This window comes from Aeromonas hydrophila subsp. hydrophila ATCC 7966 (genome assembly GCF_000014805.1).
Lineage (GTDB): Bacteria > Pseudomonadota > Gammaproteobacteria > Enterobacterales > Aeromonadaceae > Aeromonas > Aeromonas hydrophila.
The window spans coordinates 4,433,273-4,452,500 of sequence record NC_008570.1; the positions used below are offsets into that span (position 1 = coordinate 4,433,273).

At 60.5% G+C, this 19,228-nt stretch carries 14 protein-coding genes, 1 tRNA gene and 2 rRNA genes; 6 read left to right on the top strand and 11 right to left on the bottom strand.

Annotated elements, in window-relative coordinates; translation table 11 throughout:
• Nucleotides 1-42: 42 nt before the first annotated feature.
• Complete coding sequence (locus AHA_RS20195; RefSeq protein ID WP_011707679.1) at nucleotides 43-816, top strand: substrate-binding periplasmic protein; 774 nt, start codon at nucleotides 43-45, stop codon at nucleotides 814-816.
• 54 nt (nucleotides 817-870) lie between these two features.
• Here the strand turns inward: AHA_RS20195 and AHA_RS20200 are convergent, their stop codons facing one another.
• On the bottom strand, nucleotides 871-1,251 hold the full coding sequence (locus AHA_RS20200; RefSeq protein ID WP_024946339.1) for a hypothetical protein: 381 nt from the start codon (nucleotides 1,249-1,251) through the stop codon (nucleotides 871-873).
• A gap of 197 nt (nucleotides 1,252-1,448) precedes the next feature.
• Between AHA_RS20200 and AHA_RS20205 the strand changes: the two genes are divergently transcribed.
• Together AHA_RS20205 and ydiK are read left to right on the top strand one after the other, a co-directional pair.
• On the top strand, nucleotides 1,449-2,828 hold the full coding sequence (locus AHA_RS20205; protein WP_011707681.1) for a bifunctional NUDIX hydrolase/phosphatase PAP2 family protein: 1,380 nt from the start codon (nucleotides 1,449-1,451) through the stop codon (nucleotides 2,826-2,828).
• Nucleotides 2,825-3,910, top strand: a complete 1,086-nt coding sequence (gene ydiK, locus AHA_RS20210; protein ID WP_164927759.1) for an AI-2E family transporter YdiK — start codon at nucleotides 2,825-2,827, stop codon at nucleotides 3,908-3,910. The genes AHA_RS20205 and ydiK overlap by 4 nt, the downstream gene beginning before the upstream one ends.
• A 238-nt stretch (nucleotides 3,911-4,148) precedes the next feature.
• On the opposite strand, the gene AHA_RS20215 is transcribed toward ydiK, so the two are convergent.
• Complete coding sequence (locus AHA_RS20215) at nucleotides 4,149-5,360, bottom strand: hypothetical protein (protein WP_011707683.1); 1,212 nt, start codon at nucleotides 5,358-5,360, stop codon at nucleotides 4,149-4,151.
• Between the two features lie 388 nt (nucleotides 5,361-5,748).
• A complete protein-coding gene (locus AHA_RS20220) occupies nucleotides 5,749-6,867 on the bottom strand; it encodes an agmatine deiminase family protein (RefSeq protein ID WP_011707684.1) in 1,119 nt (372 codons plus the stop codon).
• Nucleotides 6,868-7,034: 167 nt separating this feature from the next.
• Here AHA_RS20220 and AHA_RS20225 point away from each other — a divergent pair, with 167 nt between their 5' ends.
• A complete protein-coding gene (locus AHA_RS20225) occupies nucleotides 7,035-7,928 on the top strand; it encodes a LysR family transcriptional regulator (RefSeq protein ID WP_011707685.1) in 894 nt (297 codons plus the stop codon).
• Between the two features lie 67 nt (nucleotides 7,929-7,995).
• A complete protein-coding gene (dhaR, locus tag AHA_RS20230) occupies nucleotides 7,996-9,906 on the top strand; it encodes a dihydroxyacetone kinase operon transcriptional regulator DhaR (protein WP_172583089.1) in 1,911 nt (636 codons plus the stop codon).
• A 95-nt stretch (nucleotides 9,907-10,001) separates the two neighbouring features.
• Here the strand turns inward: dhaR and AHA_RS20235 are convergent, their stop codons facing one another.
• The 5 genes from AHA_RS20235 to AHA_RS20255 form a co-directional block, all read right to left on the bottom strand.
• On the bottom strand, nucleotides 10,002-11,084 hold the full coding sequence (locus AHA_RS20235) for a glycerol dehydrogenase (protein ID WP_011707687.1): 1,083 nt from the start codon (nucleotides 11,082-11,084) through the stop codon (nucleotides 10,002-10,004).
• Nucleotides 11,085-11,222: 138 nt separating this feature from the next.
• Nucleotides 11,223-11,939, bottom strand: coding sequence for a dihydroxyacetone kinase phosphoryl donor subunit DhaM (dhaM, locus tag AHA_RS20240; RefSeq protein ID WP_011707688.1), 717 nt, complete (start codon nucleotides 11,937-11,939; stop codon nucleotides 11,223-11,225).
• Between the two features lies 1 nt (nucleotide 11,940).
• Entirely contained in the window at nucleotides 11,941-12,570 is a 630-nt protein-coding gene (dhaL, locus tag AHA_RS20245; RefSeq protein ID WP_011707689.1) for a dihydroxyacetone kinase subunit DhaL, read from the bottom strand.
• Nucleotides 12,571-12,585: 15 nt separating this feature from the next.
• Entirely contained in the window at nucleotides 12,586-13,656 is a 1,071-nt protein-coding gene (gene dhaK, locus AHA_RS20250) for a dihydroxyacetone kinase subunit DhaK (protein WP_011707690.1), read from the bottom strand.
• Nucleotides 13,657-13,887: 231 nt separating this feature from the next.
• Nucleotides 13,888-15,246, bottom strand: a complete 1,359-nt coding sequence (locus AHA_RS20255) for an NCS2 family permease (protein WP_016352259.1) — start codon at nucleotides 15,244-15,246, stop codon at nucleotides 13,888-13,890.
• A 226-nt stretch (nucleotides 15,247-15,472) separates the two neighbouring features.
• Here AHA_RS20255 and AHA_RS20260 point away from each other — a divergent pair, with 226 nt between their 5' ends.
• Nucleotides 15,473-15,805 (top strand): cupin domain-containing protein, encoded by a 333-nt coding sequence (locus AHA_RS20260; RefSeq protein WP_011707692.1) that lies wholly within the window; start codon nucleotides 15,473-15,475, stop codon nucleotides 15,803-15,805.
• 92 nt (nucleotides 15,806-15,897) lie between these two features.
• On the opposite strand, the gene AHA_RS20265 is transcribed toward AHA_RS20260, so the two are convergent.
• The 3 genes from AHA_RS20265 to AHA_RS20275 all read right to left on the bottom strand — a co-directional run bounded on the left by AHA_RS20265 (nucleotide 15,898) and on the right by AHA_RS20275 (nucleotide 19,154).
• A tRNA-Asp gene (locus AHA_RS20265) sits at nucleotides 15,898-15,974 on the bottom strand.
• A 98-nt stretch (nucleotides 15,975-16,072) separates the two neighbouring features.
• Nucleotides 16,073-16,187 (bottom strand): 5S ribosomal RNA (gene rrf / locus AHA_RS20270).
• Between the two features lie 78 nt (nucleotides 16,188-16,265).
• A 23S ribosomal RNA gene (locus AHA_RS20275) occupies nucleotides 16,266-19,154 on the bottom strand.
• Between the last annotated feature and the right edge of the window lie 74 nt (nucleotides 19,155-19,228).

Here is a 19,228-nt window from a genome sequence, read left to right on the forward strand (position 1 = left end):
CCCCCTAAACTGGAAGGACGATTTGTTGCAAGGAGTGCTGCCATGTCGCGTCTGCTCAGCCTGATGATCTGCTGCTGTCTTGGCACAGCCCTGCCCGCCTCGGCGTTCACCTATTACTCCGAGCAAAACATGCCTTTCAACGGCCAGGATGAGCAGGGCAACAGCACCGGCCTGGCGGTGGAGTTGCTGCGGCTGATGTGGCAGGAGATGGGCGAGCCGGAGCAGCCTATTCACTTCATGCCCTGGGCCAAGGCCTGGTACCTGCTGACCCAGCAGCCGGATGCGGTGCTGTTCACCACAGCCCACACCCAGGCGCGGGATCCCCACTTTCTCTGGGTCTGCCCCATCAGCCACTCGCGGGTCTCGTTGGTAGGGCGCAAGCGGGATGCCCCCAAGGTGACCGGCAAGGCCGATCTGACCAAGCTGCAGATCGGGGTCATGCAGGCGGACGTGGGGGAGCAGCTGCTGCTCAACCGGGGCATCAGCCCCGCCAACCTGATGTCGGTGGAGCGCATGGATCAGGTGGTGCGCCAGCTCATCATGGCCCGCACCGATCTGGTGGCCGGCAACGAGGTCATGCTGTTCCATCAGGCAAGGCAGCTCGGTTTTTCGTCCGATACCTTCGTCACCGTCGCCACCCTGGCGGATCAGGACAACTGCTTCGCCTTCAACCCGGCGGCGGACAAACAGCAGGTCGCCCGCCTGCAGCAGGCGCTCGACAAGGTCAGACAGGGGGAGGCCTTCAAGCGGCTCATCGCCCGCTATCAGGATGTGGTGCAGTCACCGCCGGCGGATCACCTGCCCACGATCGAATAAACCCAAGATGCAAACAGGCCACCCGAAGGTGGCCTGTTTCATGGTGCGATCCGCTCACTGGAAGTGGTGGTCGTGATCGGACTTCTTGGTCTGGGCACTTTCGCTGTGCTCGATGGCGGTGCGGATGAGGTCCACCCCGGCACGGATGATCAAGACCCCCATGTTGACCAACTTGACGCAGACCCACATGAAGGTGATGAGCAGTATCAGCTTGAGCACGGTCTGGAACGCCTCCAGGAAGTTCTGCTCCAGCTGGCCGGTCAGGCCGCTGGCGCTGGTCATCAGCCAGGTGTAAACCTCGCGCACGAAGGGGATGCGGCTCGGCATCTCCAGCACGTCCAGCGCGGCAGGCAGGGCCTGGAAGATGACGATGCTGCCGAACAGGATCAGGATGACGCCGATGGCGATACCCAGAAAAAAGCCAAACTGTTTCATGGAAGGTCCCAAGGTTTGCTGCATGAAAATAACATAGCTGCCAATACTAGGGACTGCCTCTCCCCACGGCAATCCTTGCGCAGCCGGCCGGCCCCTCGTCCAGCCGCCCCAAGTCGCGAAGCCAGACCGGAAACCATTGCCCAACTATCTGATTTCTGTGACGCTTGTGCCCATTCTCCCTCACTCGTCAGGCGGTCATGTCGCACTACTGTTTTTTGCTGCTTTGTCTCCTGCTGCCAGGATTGCCCGCCCTGGCCGCGCCAAGCGCCGCCGTCTGCGTCGTCAAACATCAACAACAGCTGTTGCTGGTACAGGACAGGGTCTCGTCCCGCTACAGCCTGACCGGCGGCTACATAGATGCGGGCGAGACGCCGCAGCAGGCGGCGCTGCGGGAGCTGTATGAAGAGACCGGCCTGCGGGGCCGGGTCATCGCCGAGCTGGGCTCATGGCAGCGCGCCCTGCTGTTCGCCTGCCAGACCCTGGAACCCATTCGCGCACAGACCGGTTCTGGCTTTGTCTCCCTGCTGCGGGCCCCCAATCTGGGCGGCGAGATCCTCAATGCCAGGCTGATCGCTCCGGCCCGGTTGCCGGATGATCAGCGCCGCTTTCCGGTGCAGCTCGACTGGCTGGCCCCCCAACTGGCCGCCATTCCCGACAGCCCCGTGCTGTGGCAGCCCGATTTTCGTGGCGAGGGTAATGCACTGCACCAAATGGAAGTCCCGCTGATCCACCAGCTGCAGACCTGGCTCGGTGCTCAGGTGCGCTGGCTCGAGGTCAGCAACCTGTTCGGTTCAGCCGCCTTTCAGCTTGCCCTGCTACCCTTGCTGCTGCCCTGGCTGGGCTGGCCCCGGGTGCGCCAGCTGCTGCTGGCCATGCTGACCCTCACCCTGCTGGTGCAGGTGGCCAAGGAGGGGATTGGCTGGCCCAGACCCTTCCACCTCGATCCCGCGCTGGCACAAGGCAGCGCCCAGGGCTTCGGCATGCCGAGCGGCCACGCCGCCTCGGCGCTGCTGTTCTGGGGTGTGCTGCTCAGAGGGTGCTGGCCCGCCAACCCCTGGCGCAGCGCCGCCCTGGCCCTGCTGCTGGCCACCCTGACCGGGCTGGCCCGGGTCTGGCTCGGGGTTCACTTCCTGTCGGATGTGGCGGCCGGCCTGCTGCTTGGCGCCCTGCTGCTGGCCCTGCATCCCCGCCTCGCCAACCTGGCGGCCAAGCAGTGGAGCTGGGCCGGGCTCACCTTCGCCTGCGCGCTGGCCGCCGGGTGGAGCCAATCCTCGGCGCTGGCGGGCCTGACCACCTTCAGCCTGGGGCTAACCCTCGGCATGCTGTTGCCGCTGCCGCGCACGGTGCAGACCGGCTGGCGCCCCCCGCTGCTGGCGCTGCTCGGCAGCCTGCCGCTGGGGGCGCTCTGGTGGGCACTGCCGCTCTGGCTGACCAGCTCCTGGCTTATCCTGCTCGGCCAGTGGCTGCTTTATTGTTGCCTGGGGCTCTGGTTGAGCGCCGGCCTCTGGTGGATACTCTCACTCGTGAATAATGACCCGCTACCCAAGGGCCCAGGCCCTGACAAGGGATTGCTATGAATATGAAAAAAGTGGATTTGGCCAAGATAACCCTGGGAGTGCTGTTTCTCAGCCTCCTCATCGTCTCCTGCTTCATGGTGCTGCGCCCCTTCCTGCCCGCTCTGGTGTGGGCCACCATGATCACCATCGCCACCTGGCCGCTGATGCTGATGGTGCAGCGCCTGCTGTGGGGCAAGCGCGCCCTGGCGGCCCTCAGCATGACCCTGGTACTGCTGCTGATGTTCGTCATCCCGCTCTTCATGGCGCTGGCCAACGTGGCGGAGAAGGCGCCCATGCTGATTGAGCTGGGCACCACCATCAGCCACTCCCCTCCCCCCGAGCTGCTCTGGTTGCAGCAGGTGCCGCTGGTAGGCGGCAAGCTCTACGACTTCTGGCAGCAAATTCTGGCGAGCGGCGGTCAGGTGCTGTTTGCCAAGCTGGCCCCCTATTTTGGTCAGACAGCTCGCTGGCTCGCCTCCCAGGCGGGCAACCTGGGGCTGCTGTTCGTCCACTTCCTGCTGACCGTCGGCATCTGCGGCCTGCTCTACCACTCGGGTGAAGTGGTGGCGACCGGCATTCGCCGTTTCGCCCACCGGCTGGCCGGCGAGCGCGGCGACAACGCCACCGTGCTCGCTTCACAGGCGATCCGCGCCGTGGCCATGGGGGTCGTCGTGACCGCGCTGGTGCAATCCTCGGTGGCAGGGCTGGGTCTGCTGATTGCCGGCATCCCCTACACCATGATCCTGGTGGTGGTGATGTTCCTGCTGATCGTCGCCCAGATCGGCCCCTTCCCGGTGCTGCTGGCCTGTGTCGGCTACCTCTACTGGAGCGGCGACACCACCTGGGGCACCTTCCTGCTGGTCTGGTCGCTGCTGGCGGGCACCATGGACAACTTCCTGCGCCCCTTCCTGATCAAGCGCGGCGCCGACCTGCCGCTCATCCTCATTCTGGTGGGGGTCATCGGCGGCTTGCTGGCGATGGGGATCATCGGCCTCTTTATCGGCCCCGTGGTGCTGGCGGTGGGTTACACCCTGCTGGATGCCTGGATCAAGGAAGATGACCAACCGGCGGCCGCGGCCGTTGAAGCGCCCAAGGCCCAATAACGATTCAGTAAAAAGACGATTCGGTAACAAGGCGATTCAGCCATCCATCGCTGGTACAAAGAGCCGCCCATCGGGTGGCTCTTTTGTTTATTACCGCCCCATGCCGGTTCGATTAGCGAAGCCTAATCGGATGATCGAGATGCCGCTGTCCCGGTATTTCCGTGAATCAGCGGCATCTGGCAGAGGGAAAATGGGAGTGGCCGTTATAGCGGAGAAATAGATTTACGTGAACGTCCGATTACGCCTTACGGCTAATTGAACCCACGGGCTGATTAGATTTTTCTAGTTTCGCAAGGTCGTCAAAGAATATTTTTGGTGTCCACCCTTTCATCAATCCTGACAGCACGAATTCATCTAGCATATCTAGTCCAAAATCAGCTGCTGGCTCTAGTAAATTTGCGACTCCAGCACCGCCTGCAGCCCCAGCTGGGCCAGCAATTAGTAGACCAACACCAGCGCCAACAGTAGACATAGCTACATTTTTTGTAAATCTTCCCGTTTTCGTTTGAAAAAAACCTTTTGAGTTTGCTATTGCCTCAATGTATTCCTTTGTTATCTCAAAGCCATCTTTATTGTTATTACATTCTGCAAGCCATGTTCGAAATTTCTTCGAGGAAGTTTTATTTCTAATTTTCAATAGTTTGTCGAATGGTTTAGGGGTGTGTGGAAATATTCTTTTTAGATCAGGAATATTTTCAATTTTTGAAAGCTCATTGAAGCTATTTTGGAGATTAGCAGCTTGGTGTATCTTTTTATTTGAGGAATTAAATATTTTATAAAATTCAAAGTTTGAATAAGAGGTCATGTTGTTATTTATTAAATAACTGTACTCCAGTATTTCCCCCGCACATTGGCATAGTCTCATCCTTCCGTCTAAGTCTAAATCACTATACATAGACATCTCTGGAGATAGACCATATATATTAAGCTTACCGCTATTGTAGGCTGATTTAGATAAAGATACAGCTTTACTAGAGAGATTATGTTCTGGCTTAGAGTATACATCTCGAATCTTTCTAATCAGGTTTCTCTTGTCTGACGTTTTAAGTTCTTTGGTCATCCAATCAAGTCCAAGCTTAATGGATTCCTCGGGATCTGAGTGTGCTGGGCTGCTATATTTCCCATAAGTTAAAGGATCTACTCCAGCAATATCATCTACCATATATCCAAGCATTTGGTCCCATAAAGTGAACTCAAGTGCATTTTGTTCGAGTAGTGCCTCTACACCCTTTAAACCAAAATTATTTAGCAGAATGACTAGTGGAATATTCTCTCCGTGAACTTTAAAGGAAATAGAGTCAAAAATCAGGAAACTCTCAAAAAGGGACGCGTCTATGGTTCTTCGATGAGCAATAAATTCATACGGTGAGGGGTCTGGAATACCAGGGGACTTAACCAAAAATTTTCTCGAAAATTCATTCAGTTCAGAGTTATACATTGTTGTTTTCATACAGTCTCAAAATAAATACATATAGAGCTACTAAACAAAGATATATCCATCCATATCTCTCTGACTTGCTCGGCTCACTACAACGGGGAGGTTATTTTCAAATATAAATGTTCCCACCCAAGCTCCAGTGCTAAAGGAATATACTTATTATCTTCTTTTGGCGCTAATTTTCGCTACTCAGCAAAATACACTCCTCGAGCGGTAATGGAAAGCACCATCCCGTCTCAGCTACTTGAATAACTCGGGAGTGTGATCGCGGTGACACGCCATATGACATAGCTGGCCAAGATACAGGGCGGCTGGTCAGGGCTTGTGGTCAACAGAAATGGGCGGAGACAAATAACCCGGGGCGTCGCAACGCCCCGGGTTATCAGTCGGTAGGGAAGGCTCAGGCTGGCTGGTGGAGGGTGATGCAGTGAATACCACCGCCACCGGCGGCCACCGGATCGATATTGATCTGCACGATTTCACGACCCGGATAGAGGCGGGCCAGCAGCTCGTGGCAGTAGCTGTCGGCCGCCTTGTCGCCAAACTCGGGGGCGATGACGGCGCCATTGATCGGCAGATAGTTGATGTAGCCGGCGGCAAAATCCCGGCTACGGCTGAAACGGTTGTCCCGCCCGTCGAGCGGTGGTGGCAACACATGCAGCTCCAGCTTGTTGCCGTCGGCATCGGTGGCCTGCTTGAGAATGGCCAGATGCCGGCGGGTCACCTCGTAGTCGTGGGACTGCGGGTCGTTGTCCAGATTGACCACCACCACGCCGGTGCGCACGAAACGGGCGTAGAAATCGACGTGGGCATCGGTGATGTCCTTGCCCTTGATGCCCGGCAGCCAGATGATTTTGCGCAGCCCCAGATTGGCCTTCAGCTCCGCCTCCAGTTGCGCCTTGCTCACCCCCGGATTGCGGTTGCTGTTGAGCCAGCAGCTCTCGGTCAGGATGGCGGTGCCGTTGCCATCCACCTCGATGCCGCCCCCCTCGCCGGTCAGCTTGCTCTGCAGATAACGGACCTTGGCCTGCTGGCTGACCAGCTCGGCGACGCCTGCATCCTGTTCGTGCTCCTGCTTGTCACCCCAGCCGTTGAAGTTGAAATCCACCAGCCCCAGCTCCCCCTCCTCGTTCTGAACGAAGACGCCGCCGGTATCCCGCAGCCAGATGTCGTCCAGCTCGGCGATGACAAAGCGGGTGTTCTGCTCGCCGCAGAGCTGGCGGGCCAGCGCCTGTTCGGCTTCGCGGCAGAGCACGTTCACCTGGGTATAGGGCACCATGGCCTGCACCAGCCGGCCTATGGGGGCCTGCACCTCCTTGTAATCGCTGCCCCAGATGGCCTCGCTGGCGGCAAACGCCACCCAGACCCGGGTTTGAAACGTCGACTCTTCCGGCATGTAGAAGCTGGCCTCTGCCGGGCTGGCGACGGTTGCGGCGGCCTTGGCCCTTGGCAGCGTACCCAGCCCGACCAAGGCGCCGAGGGCGGCCAGCTGTTTCAGAACATGGCGACGGGATGACATGAGATGACTCCTGTGAAAACGGGCTCGAACCTGAGCGTCCTGGCCCAACAAAAGGGGGATCAAAAACAAGCGCTGTTAATCGAATCACGCTGAGTAATAGACTATCCGCTGCATGGATGGTGAACAAACGATCGATTTTCCGTGAAAGTGATAAGTGGAGCTAATCAATGGTGTTCAAACAGTGGCCCCCGCTCAACGTGCTGCGGGGCTTTGAGGCGGCGGCCAGACTCGGCAGTTTTCATCAGGCAGCGCAGGAGCTGCACCTGACCCAGTCCGCCATCAGCCAGCAGATCCGCTCGCTGGAGGAGCTGCTCGGCCAACCGCTGTTTCACCGGCAGGGGCGCTCGGTCGCCCTCACCGATGCGGGGCAGGATCTGCTGGAGACCACCCAGAGCGTGCTGCTGCAGCTGGCGATGGGGATCCAGCGGTTGGAGCAGTACCGCAAGCCCAACCAGCTGGTGCTTAACACCAGCACAGCCCTCGCCCGCCACTGGCTGCTGCCGCGGCTGGGGGCGTTTCATCTCGCCCATCCCGAGGTCGATCTCTGGCTGTTCACCAGCGACGAAGAGCCCGACATGGCCGAGCAGACCATCGATCTCACCTTGCGCTGGCAGCTGGCTCCCCAGGCCGAGTGCCGCCACCAGCTGCTGCTGGCAGACCGCCTGCTGCCGGTGGCCGCCCCCGCCGTGCTGGCCCAACCGGCAGCAGAGCGCACCACCCTGCACGGGGAGCGGGAGCTGGACTGGCACCACTGGACCCTCAAGGGTGGAGAGGATCTGCAGCTGCAGACCCGGGGGCTCAACTTCTCCGATCCCGGTCTCTTGCTGGACGCAGCCTGCCAGGGGCTCGGCATCGCCCTGGTGAGCGAGCGGCTCTCCCGTCCCGCTCGCCAGCAGGGGCAGCTGTTGCCGCTCTCCACCCACAGGGTCAAGGGGCCGCAGTGGCATCTGCTGGTGCATCAGGAGAGCGAGACCATGCCGGAGTGCCGCACTTTCTGTCGCTGGCTTGAGTTGCAGTTTGCCAACCCCGCTCCCGCCGCGGATGGTTTGCCATCCCTCTGAGGCAGGTCACTGAATCGGGCCGGCAAGGGTGGTTAAATGGGCGTTCGTCTCTTTGCCGGATCTTGTCGTGACCATCCTGTCCGCCTCCATGCCGCCAGCCCGGGCCTGGCCTGACTATCTGCAAGCCTCCTGGCTGCGCTGCGCCCACCAGACCAGCGCCACCCTCTGGCATCCGCCCCACAGCGCCAAGGGGCAGACCTTGCAGAGCCTGCGCCAGCGCAAGCGCGACCTGCTCACCACCGGCGAGATGGCGCTCGAGGATCTCTACGAATTCATGGAGGGGCGCCCCTGCGCCCTGCTGCTCACCGACGAGAGCGGCTGCCTGCTGGCCCAGACCGGCCACCCCGACACGCTGGCGGAGCTGGCAGCGCTTGGGTTTGGCCCCGGCGCCTTCTTCAGCGAGGGGCGCATCGGCACCAATGCCATCAACCTGGCCGCGCTGGAAGGGATGCCGCTCTGCATCAGCGGTACCCAGCACTTCAACCAGACCCTGCACCCCTGGCACTGCTGTGCCAGCCCGGTCTACAACAGCAACGGCCGTCAGGTCGCCATCATGGCGCTGACCTGCAAGGTGGAAGAAGCGAGCGCCGGCGATCTGGCGCTCACCGTCAGCGCCGGGCGCGAGCTGGCCCACCTGCTGCAGATGGAGACCCTGATGCAGGAGTCCCAGCACCACCTGAGCGAGCTCTACGCCCTGCTAGACGGCATGGATGATGGCGTGCTGGCCTGGGATCCCCAGGGTCGGCTGCGCTACCTCAACGCCCTGGCGGCCAGACGGCTGCGGCTCGACCCGGATCTCTGCCTCGGCCAGCCGCTGGAGCAACACCTGCTGCTGCCCCAGCGGCTGCAGCTCGCCATCAAGGGGCAGACCACCCTGAGCCATGTGGAGGTAACCCTGGAGCGGGTGGGCGGGCAGGAGGCGGAGTTCATCAGTGCGCTGGTGAGCCTCAAGCCGCTGCCCGGGCCTGACGGCGTCAGCTTTATCGTGCTGCTGCACCCGGTCGATCGCCTGCGGGCCATCCATCAGCTGCGCCAGACGGTGCCCGAGCTGTCGGCGCTGGTGGGGGAGTCGAGCGCCATGCGCAAGCTGCTGCGTTACGCCCGGCAGGCGGCCCAAAGCCCGGGCCCCATCCTGCTGCGCGGCGAGGAGGAGGTGGGCAAGGCCCAACTGGCGGAGGCGATCCACTTCGGCAGCGAGCAGGCCGCCGGCCCGCTCGTCACCCTCAACTGCCAGGCGCTGCCGAGCGAGCGGATGGCGCTGGAACTGATGGGCTCCGACGAAGCGGGACAGGAGCGGGCCGGCAAGTTCGAACTGGCCCACGGCGGCACCCTGGTGCTGGAGCAGGTGGAGTGCCTCTCTGCCCCCATGCAGGCGGCGCTGCTGCAACTGCTCAAGACCGGCCGCCTCCAGCGCTTCGACTCGGCCCGCATCCTGCCGCTCAAGGTAAGGATCATCGCTACCAGCAGCGCCGCGCTGGAGCAGAAGGTGCAAGAGGGGCACTTCGGCCGTCAGCTGCTCTATGCGCTGCAGGCGTGCGAGCTGTGGCTGCCGAGCCTGCGCGAGCGCGCGGCCGATCTGCCCGGCCTCATCAGCCAGCAGCTCGGGGCGCAAGGGCGCGAGCCGGGGCGCCAGTTCAGCCCGGCGGCCCTCGACTGCCTGCTCGCCTACCCTTGGCCCGGCAACCTGGGGGAGCTGCGCAGTGCCATCGAGCATGCCCTGCTTCACTCCAGCCAACCGCAGATCCCGCCCGAGGCGCTGCCGGCCGCCATTCGTCACGGCCATCAACTGGTGGCGGACGAGGTGGTGGGACAACCACTGCTCACCCTGGCGGAGCTGGAGCGACAAGCCATCCTGCGCTGCGCCCACGCCTGCAAGGGGCAGGCCAGCCAGATGGCCCAACAACTGGGGATCGGTCGCACCACCCTCTGGCGACGGCTGAAACTGCTCGAGATCGATCCCGCCGACTATCACGGCTGACGGCGATCCGAGCTGCCGCCAACAGGCCCGCTGACAACGAAAAGGCCCCGCAGATGCGGGGCCGTTTTTATATGGCAAGGTCAGCCGTGGCGCGGTTACAGCCCCAGCTGGTGGGCGGTGACGATGGCCGCCAGCACGTCCTCGGCGGTAACCTTGAACGGCATGTTGTGGATGGTCTCCCCCTCCGCGGTGGAGGCCTTGGCCACGTCCATCAGGCGCGCCATATCCAGCTCCTTGACTCCCATCATATGCAGGTTGGTGGGCAGACCGATCGAGCGGCAGAAACCCAGCACTGTCTCGATCTCCGCCATAGGGGCATTCTCCAGCACCAGCTGCACCAGGGTACCGAACGCCACTTTCTCACCGTGATAGAGGTGATGACACTCGGCCAGCTGGGTCAGGCCGTTGTGAACGGCGTGGGCGGCGGCCAGCCCGCTGCTCTCGAAGCCGATACCGCTCAGATAGGTGTTGGCCTCGATGATGTTCTCCACCGCCTTGGTGCAGAGCCCCTGCTCCACCGCCAGCTTGGCCTTGTAGCCGTCGGCCAACAGGGTCTTGTAGCAGAGCTCGGCGATGGCCTGCGCCGCCAGGGTGGAGGCACCACCGGCCATGGTCTGGCAATCTGACACCTTGTTGGCACGCGCCTCGAAGTAGGTGGAGAGCGCATCCCCCATGCCGGAGACCAACAGCCGCACCGGGGCGCGGGCGACCACGCCGGTGTCCATGATGACCATGTTGGGGTTGGTCGGGATCATCAGGTATTCGCTGAACTGCCCTTCGGGGGTGTAGATGACCGCCAGCGCACTGGTGGGGGCATCGGTGGAGGCGATGGTCGGTACTATGACCACCGGCACCTGCTGGTAGAAGGCAACCGACTTGGCGGTATCCAGCGTCTTGCCGCCGCCGATGCCGATGACGACGTCAAACGGCGTCTGCTTGCAGCGCGCCAGCAGGCGGTCTATTTCGGGGCGGGAGCACTCGCCGTTGAAGCAGTCGAACTCGGGCTGGATGCCAGCCCCGTGGAAGCTGGTGGCCACGGTATCGCCAACCAGCTTGGTGACGAAGGCGTCGGCCAGGATCAGCGGCTTGGCGCCGAGCGCCTTGACGTAGTTGCCGATGTTGGCGAGGGCCCCGTTGCCTTGCACGTATTTGCTGGGGCTGATGATGATGCGGTCCATATTTTATCCCTCTCTCTAGTTCATAAGACATCTTTTGAAACTAACAGGGGCGAAGGGGCGGCAGTGCCGGGGACTCCTTCGTCTTGAATGGGGTTGCACCGGCTCAGCGAGCAGGTGCAGCGCCTTGAAACAGTGGCGTCAGTCGCCGAAGCGCTCCGCAGCCAGCTGCTGGAAGCAGGCCAAGGCGGCCTCGGCATCCTCCCCGCGCGCCAGCAGGATGAGCCGGTCGCCCTGGCGCACGTTGAGCATCGTGAGCCGGGTCAGGCTGCGGGGGTTGGCCTCTTTATCCTCTTTTTGCACCCTGAGTTCGGCGGCAAAAGGCTTGAGTGCCGCCACCAGGCGGGCGGCAGGGCGCACATGCAGGCCGTGGGGGTTGTCCACCACCACCTCGCAGCGCAGCCAGCCGTCGTCGGGGGCAGGAGCGGTCTCGACATCCTGCGGCTCCGCCTTGCCCGGCAGCATCGCCTGTTTCGGGCCCAGCGCACCGAGCGCCTCGGCGGCCACCTCGTCCAGCGTCAGACCGGATCCGGCCGCCACCACGGCAGCCAGGGTGCCTTCGACCAGCGGGGCCGGACAGAGCCGCACCCGAGCACTCAGCTCCGGGGGCAACAGCTCGAGGGCGGTCTCGGCGCTGAGCAGGGCGCTGCCCAGATCCATCAGTACCAGCACGCCGCTGCCGTCGTCCGCTTCTTCAATCGCACTCATCACGGCGATGGCATCGGTGCCGATGGGGTGGTCGGGGTCATCGACCCCGGCCGCCAGCAACAGTTTCGCCGGGCTGCCCAGCTGGTCGGCCAGTGCTTTCAAGCCGGCTGCCAGCATGGAGCTGTGAGAGACCACTACGATTCCGATCATGTCACAACCTCGCTCTGTCACGCAGGGCGGTCAGCAGCAGCAGGGTCGAGGTGGCCCCGGCATCCTGATGGCCGATGCTGCGCTCGCCAAGATAGCTGGCGCGCCCCTTGCGGGCCTGCATCTGAATGGTGGCCTCGGTGCCGGCGGCAGCGGCCGCGACCGCCTTGTCCAGCGCCTCGGGCAGCGGCAAGCCTTGCTGCTCCGCCTGCTGCAGGGCGGCCAGGGCTGGCCACCAGGCATCGCACATGGTCTTGTCACCCGGCTCGGCGCGACCGCGCGAGACGATCCCCTCCACCCCGTCGCTCAGCATCTTGCCGAGCCGGCCGAGGGTCAGGCTCTGGCAGGCATCGCTGCTGGCCGCGGCCCGGATGAAGAAGGTGCCGTAGAGCGGGCCGCTGGCGCCGCCGACCGAGGAGAGCAAAGTCATGCCGGTGGTTTTCAGTACCTGACCGATGTCCTTGTCCGCCACTGCAGGCAGCTTCTCGGCCACCTTGGTAAAGCCGCGCTGCATGTTGAGGCCGTGGTCGCCGTCGCCGATGTCGGTATCCAACGCCGTGAGGTAGTCACGCTGCTCGGTGAAGATATGCTCGCAGTCGAGCAGCCAGTTGACGATCTGATGTTTGCTTAGCATGGGAATGAAGACTCCTTAGCAGCCACGGCGCAAGGCCGGGGTGTGAACAGGGGCATCCCACAGGGTCATCAGCTCGTCATCCACCTTGAGCAGGGTGATGGAGATGCCGGTCATGTCGAGGGAGGTGCAGTAGGGGCCGATCAGGTTGCGCACCAGATGGATACCCGCCTCTTCGCACAGGGTGGCGAGACGACCATAGACACCGTAGAGCTCGGAGATCGGGGTGCCGCCCAGGCTGTTGACCAGTGCGATGACGCGATCGCCCTTGTTGAACGGCTCGATGAAGGTGTGCTCCTCCTGCCAGCAGCCGGAGGCTCTGTCCCAGTGGCGCAGGGTACGGCCATAGGGGGTGTTGTCCGCCAGTTCATTGAACATGTCACCCACCAGGGTGTCGAGATTGGTGAAGGGACGGCGCGCTATGCCCGGCTCGCCATGAATGCCCACGCCGAACTCCATCTCGTTGTCCGTCAGGGTGAAGGAGGGTTTGCCGGCGGCCGGCACGGTACAAGCGTGGGTAGCGACGCCTATGGTGCGACTCTGGTTGTTGATGCGGCGGGCCAGCGCCTCGCAGCGCGCCAGATCGTAGCCCGCCTCGGCGGCGGCACCGACCAGCTTCTCGCACAGCACGGTTGTGGCGACACCACGACGACCGGCAGTATAGAGGCTGTCTTTGACCGCCACGTCGTCATCGATCAGGGCAAAGCCCACCTTGACTCCGTCACCGTGCAGCAGCTCGACCGCGGTCTCGAAGTTGAGCACGTCGCCGGTGTAGTTCTTCACCAGAAACAGCACGCCGGCGCCACCGTCGACCGCCTGGCCGCACTCATACATCTGATCCGGGGTCGGCGAGGTGAAGATCTCGCCGGGGCAGGCACCATCCAGCATCCCCTTGCCCACCAGGCCGCCGTGCATCGGCTCGTGGCCGCTGCCGCCACCGGAGACCAGTGCCACCTTGCCCATCACGGGGGAGTCGGCACGGGTGATGTAGTGTGGCTCGATACGGACCTTGAGCTCGGGGTGGGCGGCCGCCATCCCCATCAATTGTTCACGGACCACGGCATCGACGGCATTGATCAGTTTCTTCATGGCTCACTCCTTGGCTTGCCACCACACGGGTAGGCAGATGGTTGATGGAGCCAGTCTAACGACAGAAATCAGGATAAAAATAACCGGGAGTTTGGTTCGGATCTGAAACAACAGAAGGGTGGTCGGCGTTTCAATCTGAAACAGCGCGGAGCCAATATGAGGAAAACTGTTAGCCGCCTCACAGCCAACAAAAAGGGCCCCCGCAGGAGCCCTTCACGTCAACCGGGAGCCTTAGATGGCCCAACCACCGGCATAGAAAATCACCAGCGCCACGGCGATGATCACGGTGCCGATATTGAGCTTCTTCCACTCGGCGGCAAACAGACGACCGACGACCAGCGCCACGAAGCCCAGCATGATGCCGGTAACGATGTTGCAGGTGAGCACGATAAAGACGGCGCACAGCATGCCGGAGAGCGCATCGACCGAGTCGTTGAAGTCCAGCTTGGTGACGTTGCCCAGCATCAGCAGACCGACGTACATCAGCGCCGGCGCGGTGGCGTAGGCCGGTACCAGATAGCTCAGCGGGGAGAGGAAGATCATCAGCAGGAACAGCACGCCGACCAGGGCGGCGGTCAGACCGGTCTTGCCACCGGCGGCGGTCCCAGCGGCAGATTCGATGTAGACGGCAGCCGGAGCACCACCGACGGCGCCCGCCACCATGCTGCTGACGGAGTCGGCAGTCAGCGCCTTGCCGCCGCTGATGATGTGGCCACGCTCGTTGATGAGGCCCGCCTGACCAGCCACGGCACGGATGGTGCCGGTAGCATCAAACACCGCGGTCATTACCAGTGCCAGTACGGTGGGGATGACCACCGGGTTGAGGGCGCCCAGCAGATCCATGCTGCCCACCAGGGAGCCCTTCTCGCCAGTCAGGCTCGGCATGGCGAAGAAGCCCTGCCAGGTCACTTTCGGGTCGAACACAAGGCCGAGAATGGAGATGGCGATGATCACCATCAGGATGCCGCCCGGCACCTTGCGACGCTCCAGACCGAAGATGGCGGCCAGACCCAGCACCGTCATGATGACCGGGAAGGCGGTGACCTCACCCAGCTGCACCGGCAGACCGGCGCCTTCGTTCTTGATCACCATGCCGACGCCGTTGGTGGCGATCAGCAGCAGGAACAGACCGATGCCGATGCCGGTGCCGTGGGCGATGCCGGAGGGCAGGTTGTCCAGGATCCACTGGCGCACGCCGGTGACGCTGATCAGGGTGAACAGAACACCCATCAGGAAGATGGCACCCAGCGCCACCGGGATGCTCAGCCCCTGCCCCAGCACCAGGCTGAAGGCGGTAAAGGCGGTGAGGGAGATGGCGCAACCGATGGCCATCGGCAGCTTGGCCCACAGACCCATCAGCAGAGAGCCGAAGGCGGCGATCAAGCAGGTGGCGACAAACACCGGCCCCTGTTCAAAACCGGCGGCGCCCAGCATGTTCGGCACCACTATGATGCTGTAAACCATGGCCAGGAAGGTGGTCAACCCGGCCAGCAACTCCTGGCGCACGCTGCTGCCGCGCGCAGAAATGGAAAAATAAGAGTCCAAAAAGCCGCCGTTCCCTGATTGGGCGGCCATATCTTGCTTTGCCATAACTTGTCCTGAAAGTGTGAAGGAAATCGTTTGCTTTCGTGGCGCGCAAAATAGCAAGAATTTGTCGGAATTGCAGCGAATTCCCTGACTTTTTCATCAAAATGGTCGTAATCGTTCTCGTTCGGACACGGATCTGCTTGCCTGCCTGTCACGGATCTCACCTTTACCCACCAGGCTCGCTCCTATACTGCAGAGAACCACTCGCACTGCCAGACGGGAGATACCCATGCACACGCGCAATCTGCTGAACGATATTCCCTCGCCACTGCCTACCGAACTCTTTCAGGATCTGGTCAGCACCAACCACCTGCGGATCGAACGCATCCTCTCCCGCGGTCATCACACCGCCCCGGGAGAGTGGTACGATCAGGATGAGCATGAGTGGATCCTGGTAGTACAGGGGGAAGCCAGCCTGCTGTTCATCGACCCACAAACCCAGCAACAGCAGCTGGTACAACTGGGCCCTGGCGATCACATCAATATTCCTGCCCGCCAGAAACACCGGGTGGAATGGACCCATCCCGACATGACCACCGTCTGGCTCTGCGTGTTTTACTGAGTCGTATGAGGACAAAAGAGGAAATTCGGGGAAATGAGTACGGTGTCGGAAACGAAAAAAAGCCCAGTCGTTAGACTGGGCTTCTTAAGTAGTGGCGGAGCGGACGGGACTCGAACCCGCGACCCCCGGCGTGACAGGCCGGTATTCTAACCGACTGAACTACCGCTCCGCTGTCTGGTTAGCTTTTTGCTAAATTGTCTGCCGCTTCATTGAGGTGTCATCCTCGCAGCCAGTAATGTGATTCTTCACATCACTGTTTGATTGGGTGCCTGGCAGTGTCCTACTCTCGCATGGCGAATGCCACACTACCATCGGCGCTACCGCGTTTCACTTCTGAGTTCGGCAAGGGATCAGGTGGTTCCACGGCGCTATGGCCGCCAGGCAAATTCTTCAATCTGAGAAAGCTGACATAAGTAGTTTCGTATTTGTCACAAGGCTCGAAACACTTCTTGGGTGTTGTATGGTTAAGCCTCACGGGTAATTAGTATGGGTTAGCTCAACACGTCGCCGCGCTTACACACCCCACCTATCAACGTTGTGGTCTCCAACGGCCCTTTAGGACCCTCAAGGGGTCAGGGATGACTCATCTCAGGGCTCGCTTCCCGCTTAGATGCTTTCAGCGGTTATCGATTCCGAACTTAGCTACCGGGCAGTGCCACTGGCGTGACAACCCGAACACCAGAGGTTCGTTCACTCCGGTCCTCTCGTACTAGGAGCAACTCCCTTCAATCATCCAACGCCCACGGCAGATAGGGACCGAACTGTCTCACGACGTTCTGAACCCAGCTCGCGTACCACTTTAAATGGCGAACAGCCATACCCTTGGGACCGACTTCAGCCCCAGGATGTGATGAGCCGACATCGAGGTGCCAAACACCGCCGTCGATATGAACTCTTGGGCGGTATCAGCCTGTTATCCCCGGAGTACCTTTTATCCGTTGAGCGATGGCCCTTCCATTCAGAACCACCGGATCACTATGACCTACTTTCGTACCTGCTCGACCTGTCCGTCTCGCAGTTAAGCTGGCTTATGCCATTGCACTAACCTCCTGATGTCCGACCAGGATTAGCCAACCTTCGTGCTCCTCCGTTACTCTTTGGGAGGAGACCGCCCCAGTCAAACTACCCACCAGGCACTGTCCGCGACCCGGATTCACGGGCCTGCGTTAGAACATCAAACATACAAGGGTGGTATTTCAAGGACGGCTCCAGCGCAACTGGCGTCACGCCTTCAAAGCCTCCCACCTATCCTACACATGTAGGTTCAATGTTCAGTGCCAAGCTGTAGTAAAGGTTCACGGGGTCTTTCCGTCTAGCCGCGGGTACACCGCATCTTCACGGCGAATTCGATTTCACTGAGTCTCGGGTGGAGACAGCATGGCCATGGTTACACCATTCGTGCAGGTCGGAACTTACCCGACAAGGAATTTCGCTACCTTAGGACCGTTATAGTTACGGCCGCCGTTTACCGGGGCTTCGATCAAGAGCTTCGCTTGCGCTAACCCCATCAATTAACCTTCCGGCACCGGGCAGGTGTCACACCCTATACGTCCACTTTCGTGTTTGCAGAGTGCTGTGTTTTTGATAAACAGTCCCAGCCATCTGGTCACTGCGACTCCCAACTGCTCCATCCGCAAGGGACTTCACTGTCAAGAGCGAACCTTCTCCCGAAGTTACGGTTCTATTTTGCCTAGTTCCTTCACCCGAGTTCTCTCAAGCGCCTTGGTATTCTCTACCCGACCACCTGTGTCGGTTTGGGGTACGATGACTTGTAATCTGAAGCTTAGAGGCTTTTCCTGGAAGCAGGGCATCAATGGCTTCCGCACCGTAGTGCGTTCGTCTCGTGTCTCAGTGTTGTGTCTCCGGATTTGCCTAGAAACACCACCTACGCACTTTCACCAGGACAACCGTCGCCTGGCCCACCTAGCCTTCTCCGTCCCCCCATCGCAATTACAAGTCGTGCAGGAATATTAACCTGCTTCCCATCGACTACGCCTTTCGGCCTCGCCTTAGGGGTCGACTCACCCTGCCCCGATTAACGTTGGACAGGAACCCTTGGTCTTCCGGCGAGGAGGCTTTTCACCCCCTTTATCGTTACTTACGTCAGCATTCGCACTTCTGATATCTCCAGCATGCCTCTCGACACACCTTCGCAGACTTACAGAACGCTCCCCTACCACTCACGCTTAGCGTGAATCCGCGGCTTCGGTGCCTGGTTTGAGCCCCGTTACATCTTCCGCGCAGGCCGACTCGACTAGTGAGCTATTACGCTTTCTTTAAATGATGGCTGCTTCTAAGCCAACATCCTAGCTGTCTGAGCCTTCCCACATCGTTTCCCACTTAACCAGAACTTTGGGACCTTAGCCGGCGGTCTGGGTTGTTTCCCTCTTCACGACGGACGTTAGCACCCGCCGTGTGTCTCCCGGATAGTACTTACTGGTATTCGGAGTTTGCATGGGGTTGGTAAGTCGGGATGACCCCCTAGCCCAAACAGTGCTCTACCCCCAGTAGTATTCGTCCGAGGCGCTACCTAAATAGCTTTCGGGGAGAACCAGCTATCTCCGAGTTTGATTGGCCTTTCACCCCCAGCCACAGGTCATCCCCTAACTTTGCAACGTTAGTGGGTTCGGTCCTCCAGTTGATGTTACTCAACCTTCAACCTGCCCATGGCTAGATCACCCGGTTTCGGGTCTACACCTTGCAACTAGACGCCCAGTTAAGACTCGGTTTCCCTACGGCTCCCCTATACGGTTAACCTCGCTACAAAATGTAAGTCGCTGACCCATTATACAAAAGGTACGCAGTCACCCCGAAGGGCTCCCACTGCTTGTACGTACACGGTTTCAGGTTCTATTTCACTCCCCTCACAGGGGTTCTTTTCGCCTTTCCCTCACGGTACTGGTTCACTATCGGTCAGTCAGGAGTATTTAGCCTTGGAGGATGGTCCCCCCATATTCAGACAGGATGTCACGTGTCCCGCCCTACTCGATTTCACATCAAGGTTGTTTTCGTGTACGGGGCTATCACCCTGTATCGCCGGCCTTTCCAGGACCGTTCCACTAACTTCCAAGATGCTTAAGGGCTAATCCCCGTTCGCTCGCCGCTACTGAGGGAATCTCGGTTGATTTCTTTTCCTCGGGGTACTTAGATGTTTCAGTTCTCCCGGTTCGCCTCGCTACGCTATGTATTCACGTAGCGATACCTAGCTTATGCTAAGTGGGTTTCCCCATTCGGAAATCCGTGAGTCGTAATGTCTCTTACCGACTGCTCACGGCTTATCGCAGGTTAGTACGTCCTTCATCGCCTCTGACTGCCAAGGCATCCACCATGTACGCTTAGTCACTTAACCATACAACCCCAAGAAGTGTCGGTGAAACCGACGCAGCTTGTTGTCGTACAACAAGGACCAAATAAAATTTGGTT

Excerpts from the sequence above, each read along its gene's own strand:
- AHA_RS20195 (WP_011707679.1), top strand. The coding sequence starts at position 43 with ATGTCGCGTCTGCTCAGCCTGATGATCTGCTGCTGTCTTGGCACAGCC.
- AHA_RS20200 (WP_024946339.1), bottom strand. The coding sequence starts at position 1,251 with ATGAAACAGTTTGGCTTTTTTCTGGGTATCGCCATCGGCGTCATCCTG.
- AHA_RS20205 (WP_011707681.1), top strand. The coding sequence starts at position 1,449 with ATGTCGCACTACTGTTTTTTGCTGCTTTGTCTCCTGCTGCCAGGATTG.
- ydiK (WP_164927759.1), top strand. The coding sequence starts at position 2,825 with ATGAATATGAAAAAAGTGGATTTGGCCAAGATAACCCTGGGAGTGCTG.
- AHA_RS20215 (WP_011707683.1), bottom strand. The coding sequence starts at position 5,360 with ATGAAAACAACAATGTATAACTCTGAACTGAATGAATTTTCGAGAAAA.
- AHA_RS20220 (WP_011707684.1), bottom strand. The coding sequence starts at position 6,867 with ATGTCATCCCGTCGCCATGTTCTGAAACAGCTGGCCGCCCTCGGCGCC.
- AHA_RS20225 (WP_011707685.1), top strand. The coding sequence starts at position 7,035 with ATGGTGTTCAAACAGTGGCCCCCGCTCAACGTGCTGCGGGGCTTTGAG.
- AHA_RS20235 (WP_011707687.1), bottom strand. The coding sequence starts at position 11,084 with ATGGACCGCATCATCATCAGCCCCAGCAAATACGTGCAAGGCAACGGG.
- dhaM (WP_011707688.1), bottom strand. The coding sequence starts at position 11,939 with ATGATCGGAATCGTAGTGGTCTCTCACAGCTCCATGCTGGCAGCCGGC.
- dhaL (WP_011707689.1), bottom strand. The coding sequence starts at position 12,570 with ATGCTAAGCAAACATCAGATCGTCAACTGGCTGCTCGACTGCGAGCAT.
- dhaK (WP_011707690.1), bottom strand. The coding sequence starts at position 13,656 with ATGAAGAAACTGATCAATGCCGTCGATGCCGTGGTCCGTGAACAATTG.
- AHA_RS20255 (WP_016352259.1), bottom strand. The coding sequence starts at position 15,246 with ATGGCAAAGCAAGATATGGCCGCCCAATCAGGGAACGGCGGCTTTTTG.
- AHA_RS20260 (WP_011707692.1), top strand. The coding sequence starts at position 15,473 with ATGCACACGCGCAATCTGCTGAACGATATTCCCTCGCCACTGCCTACC.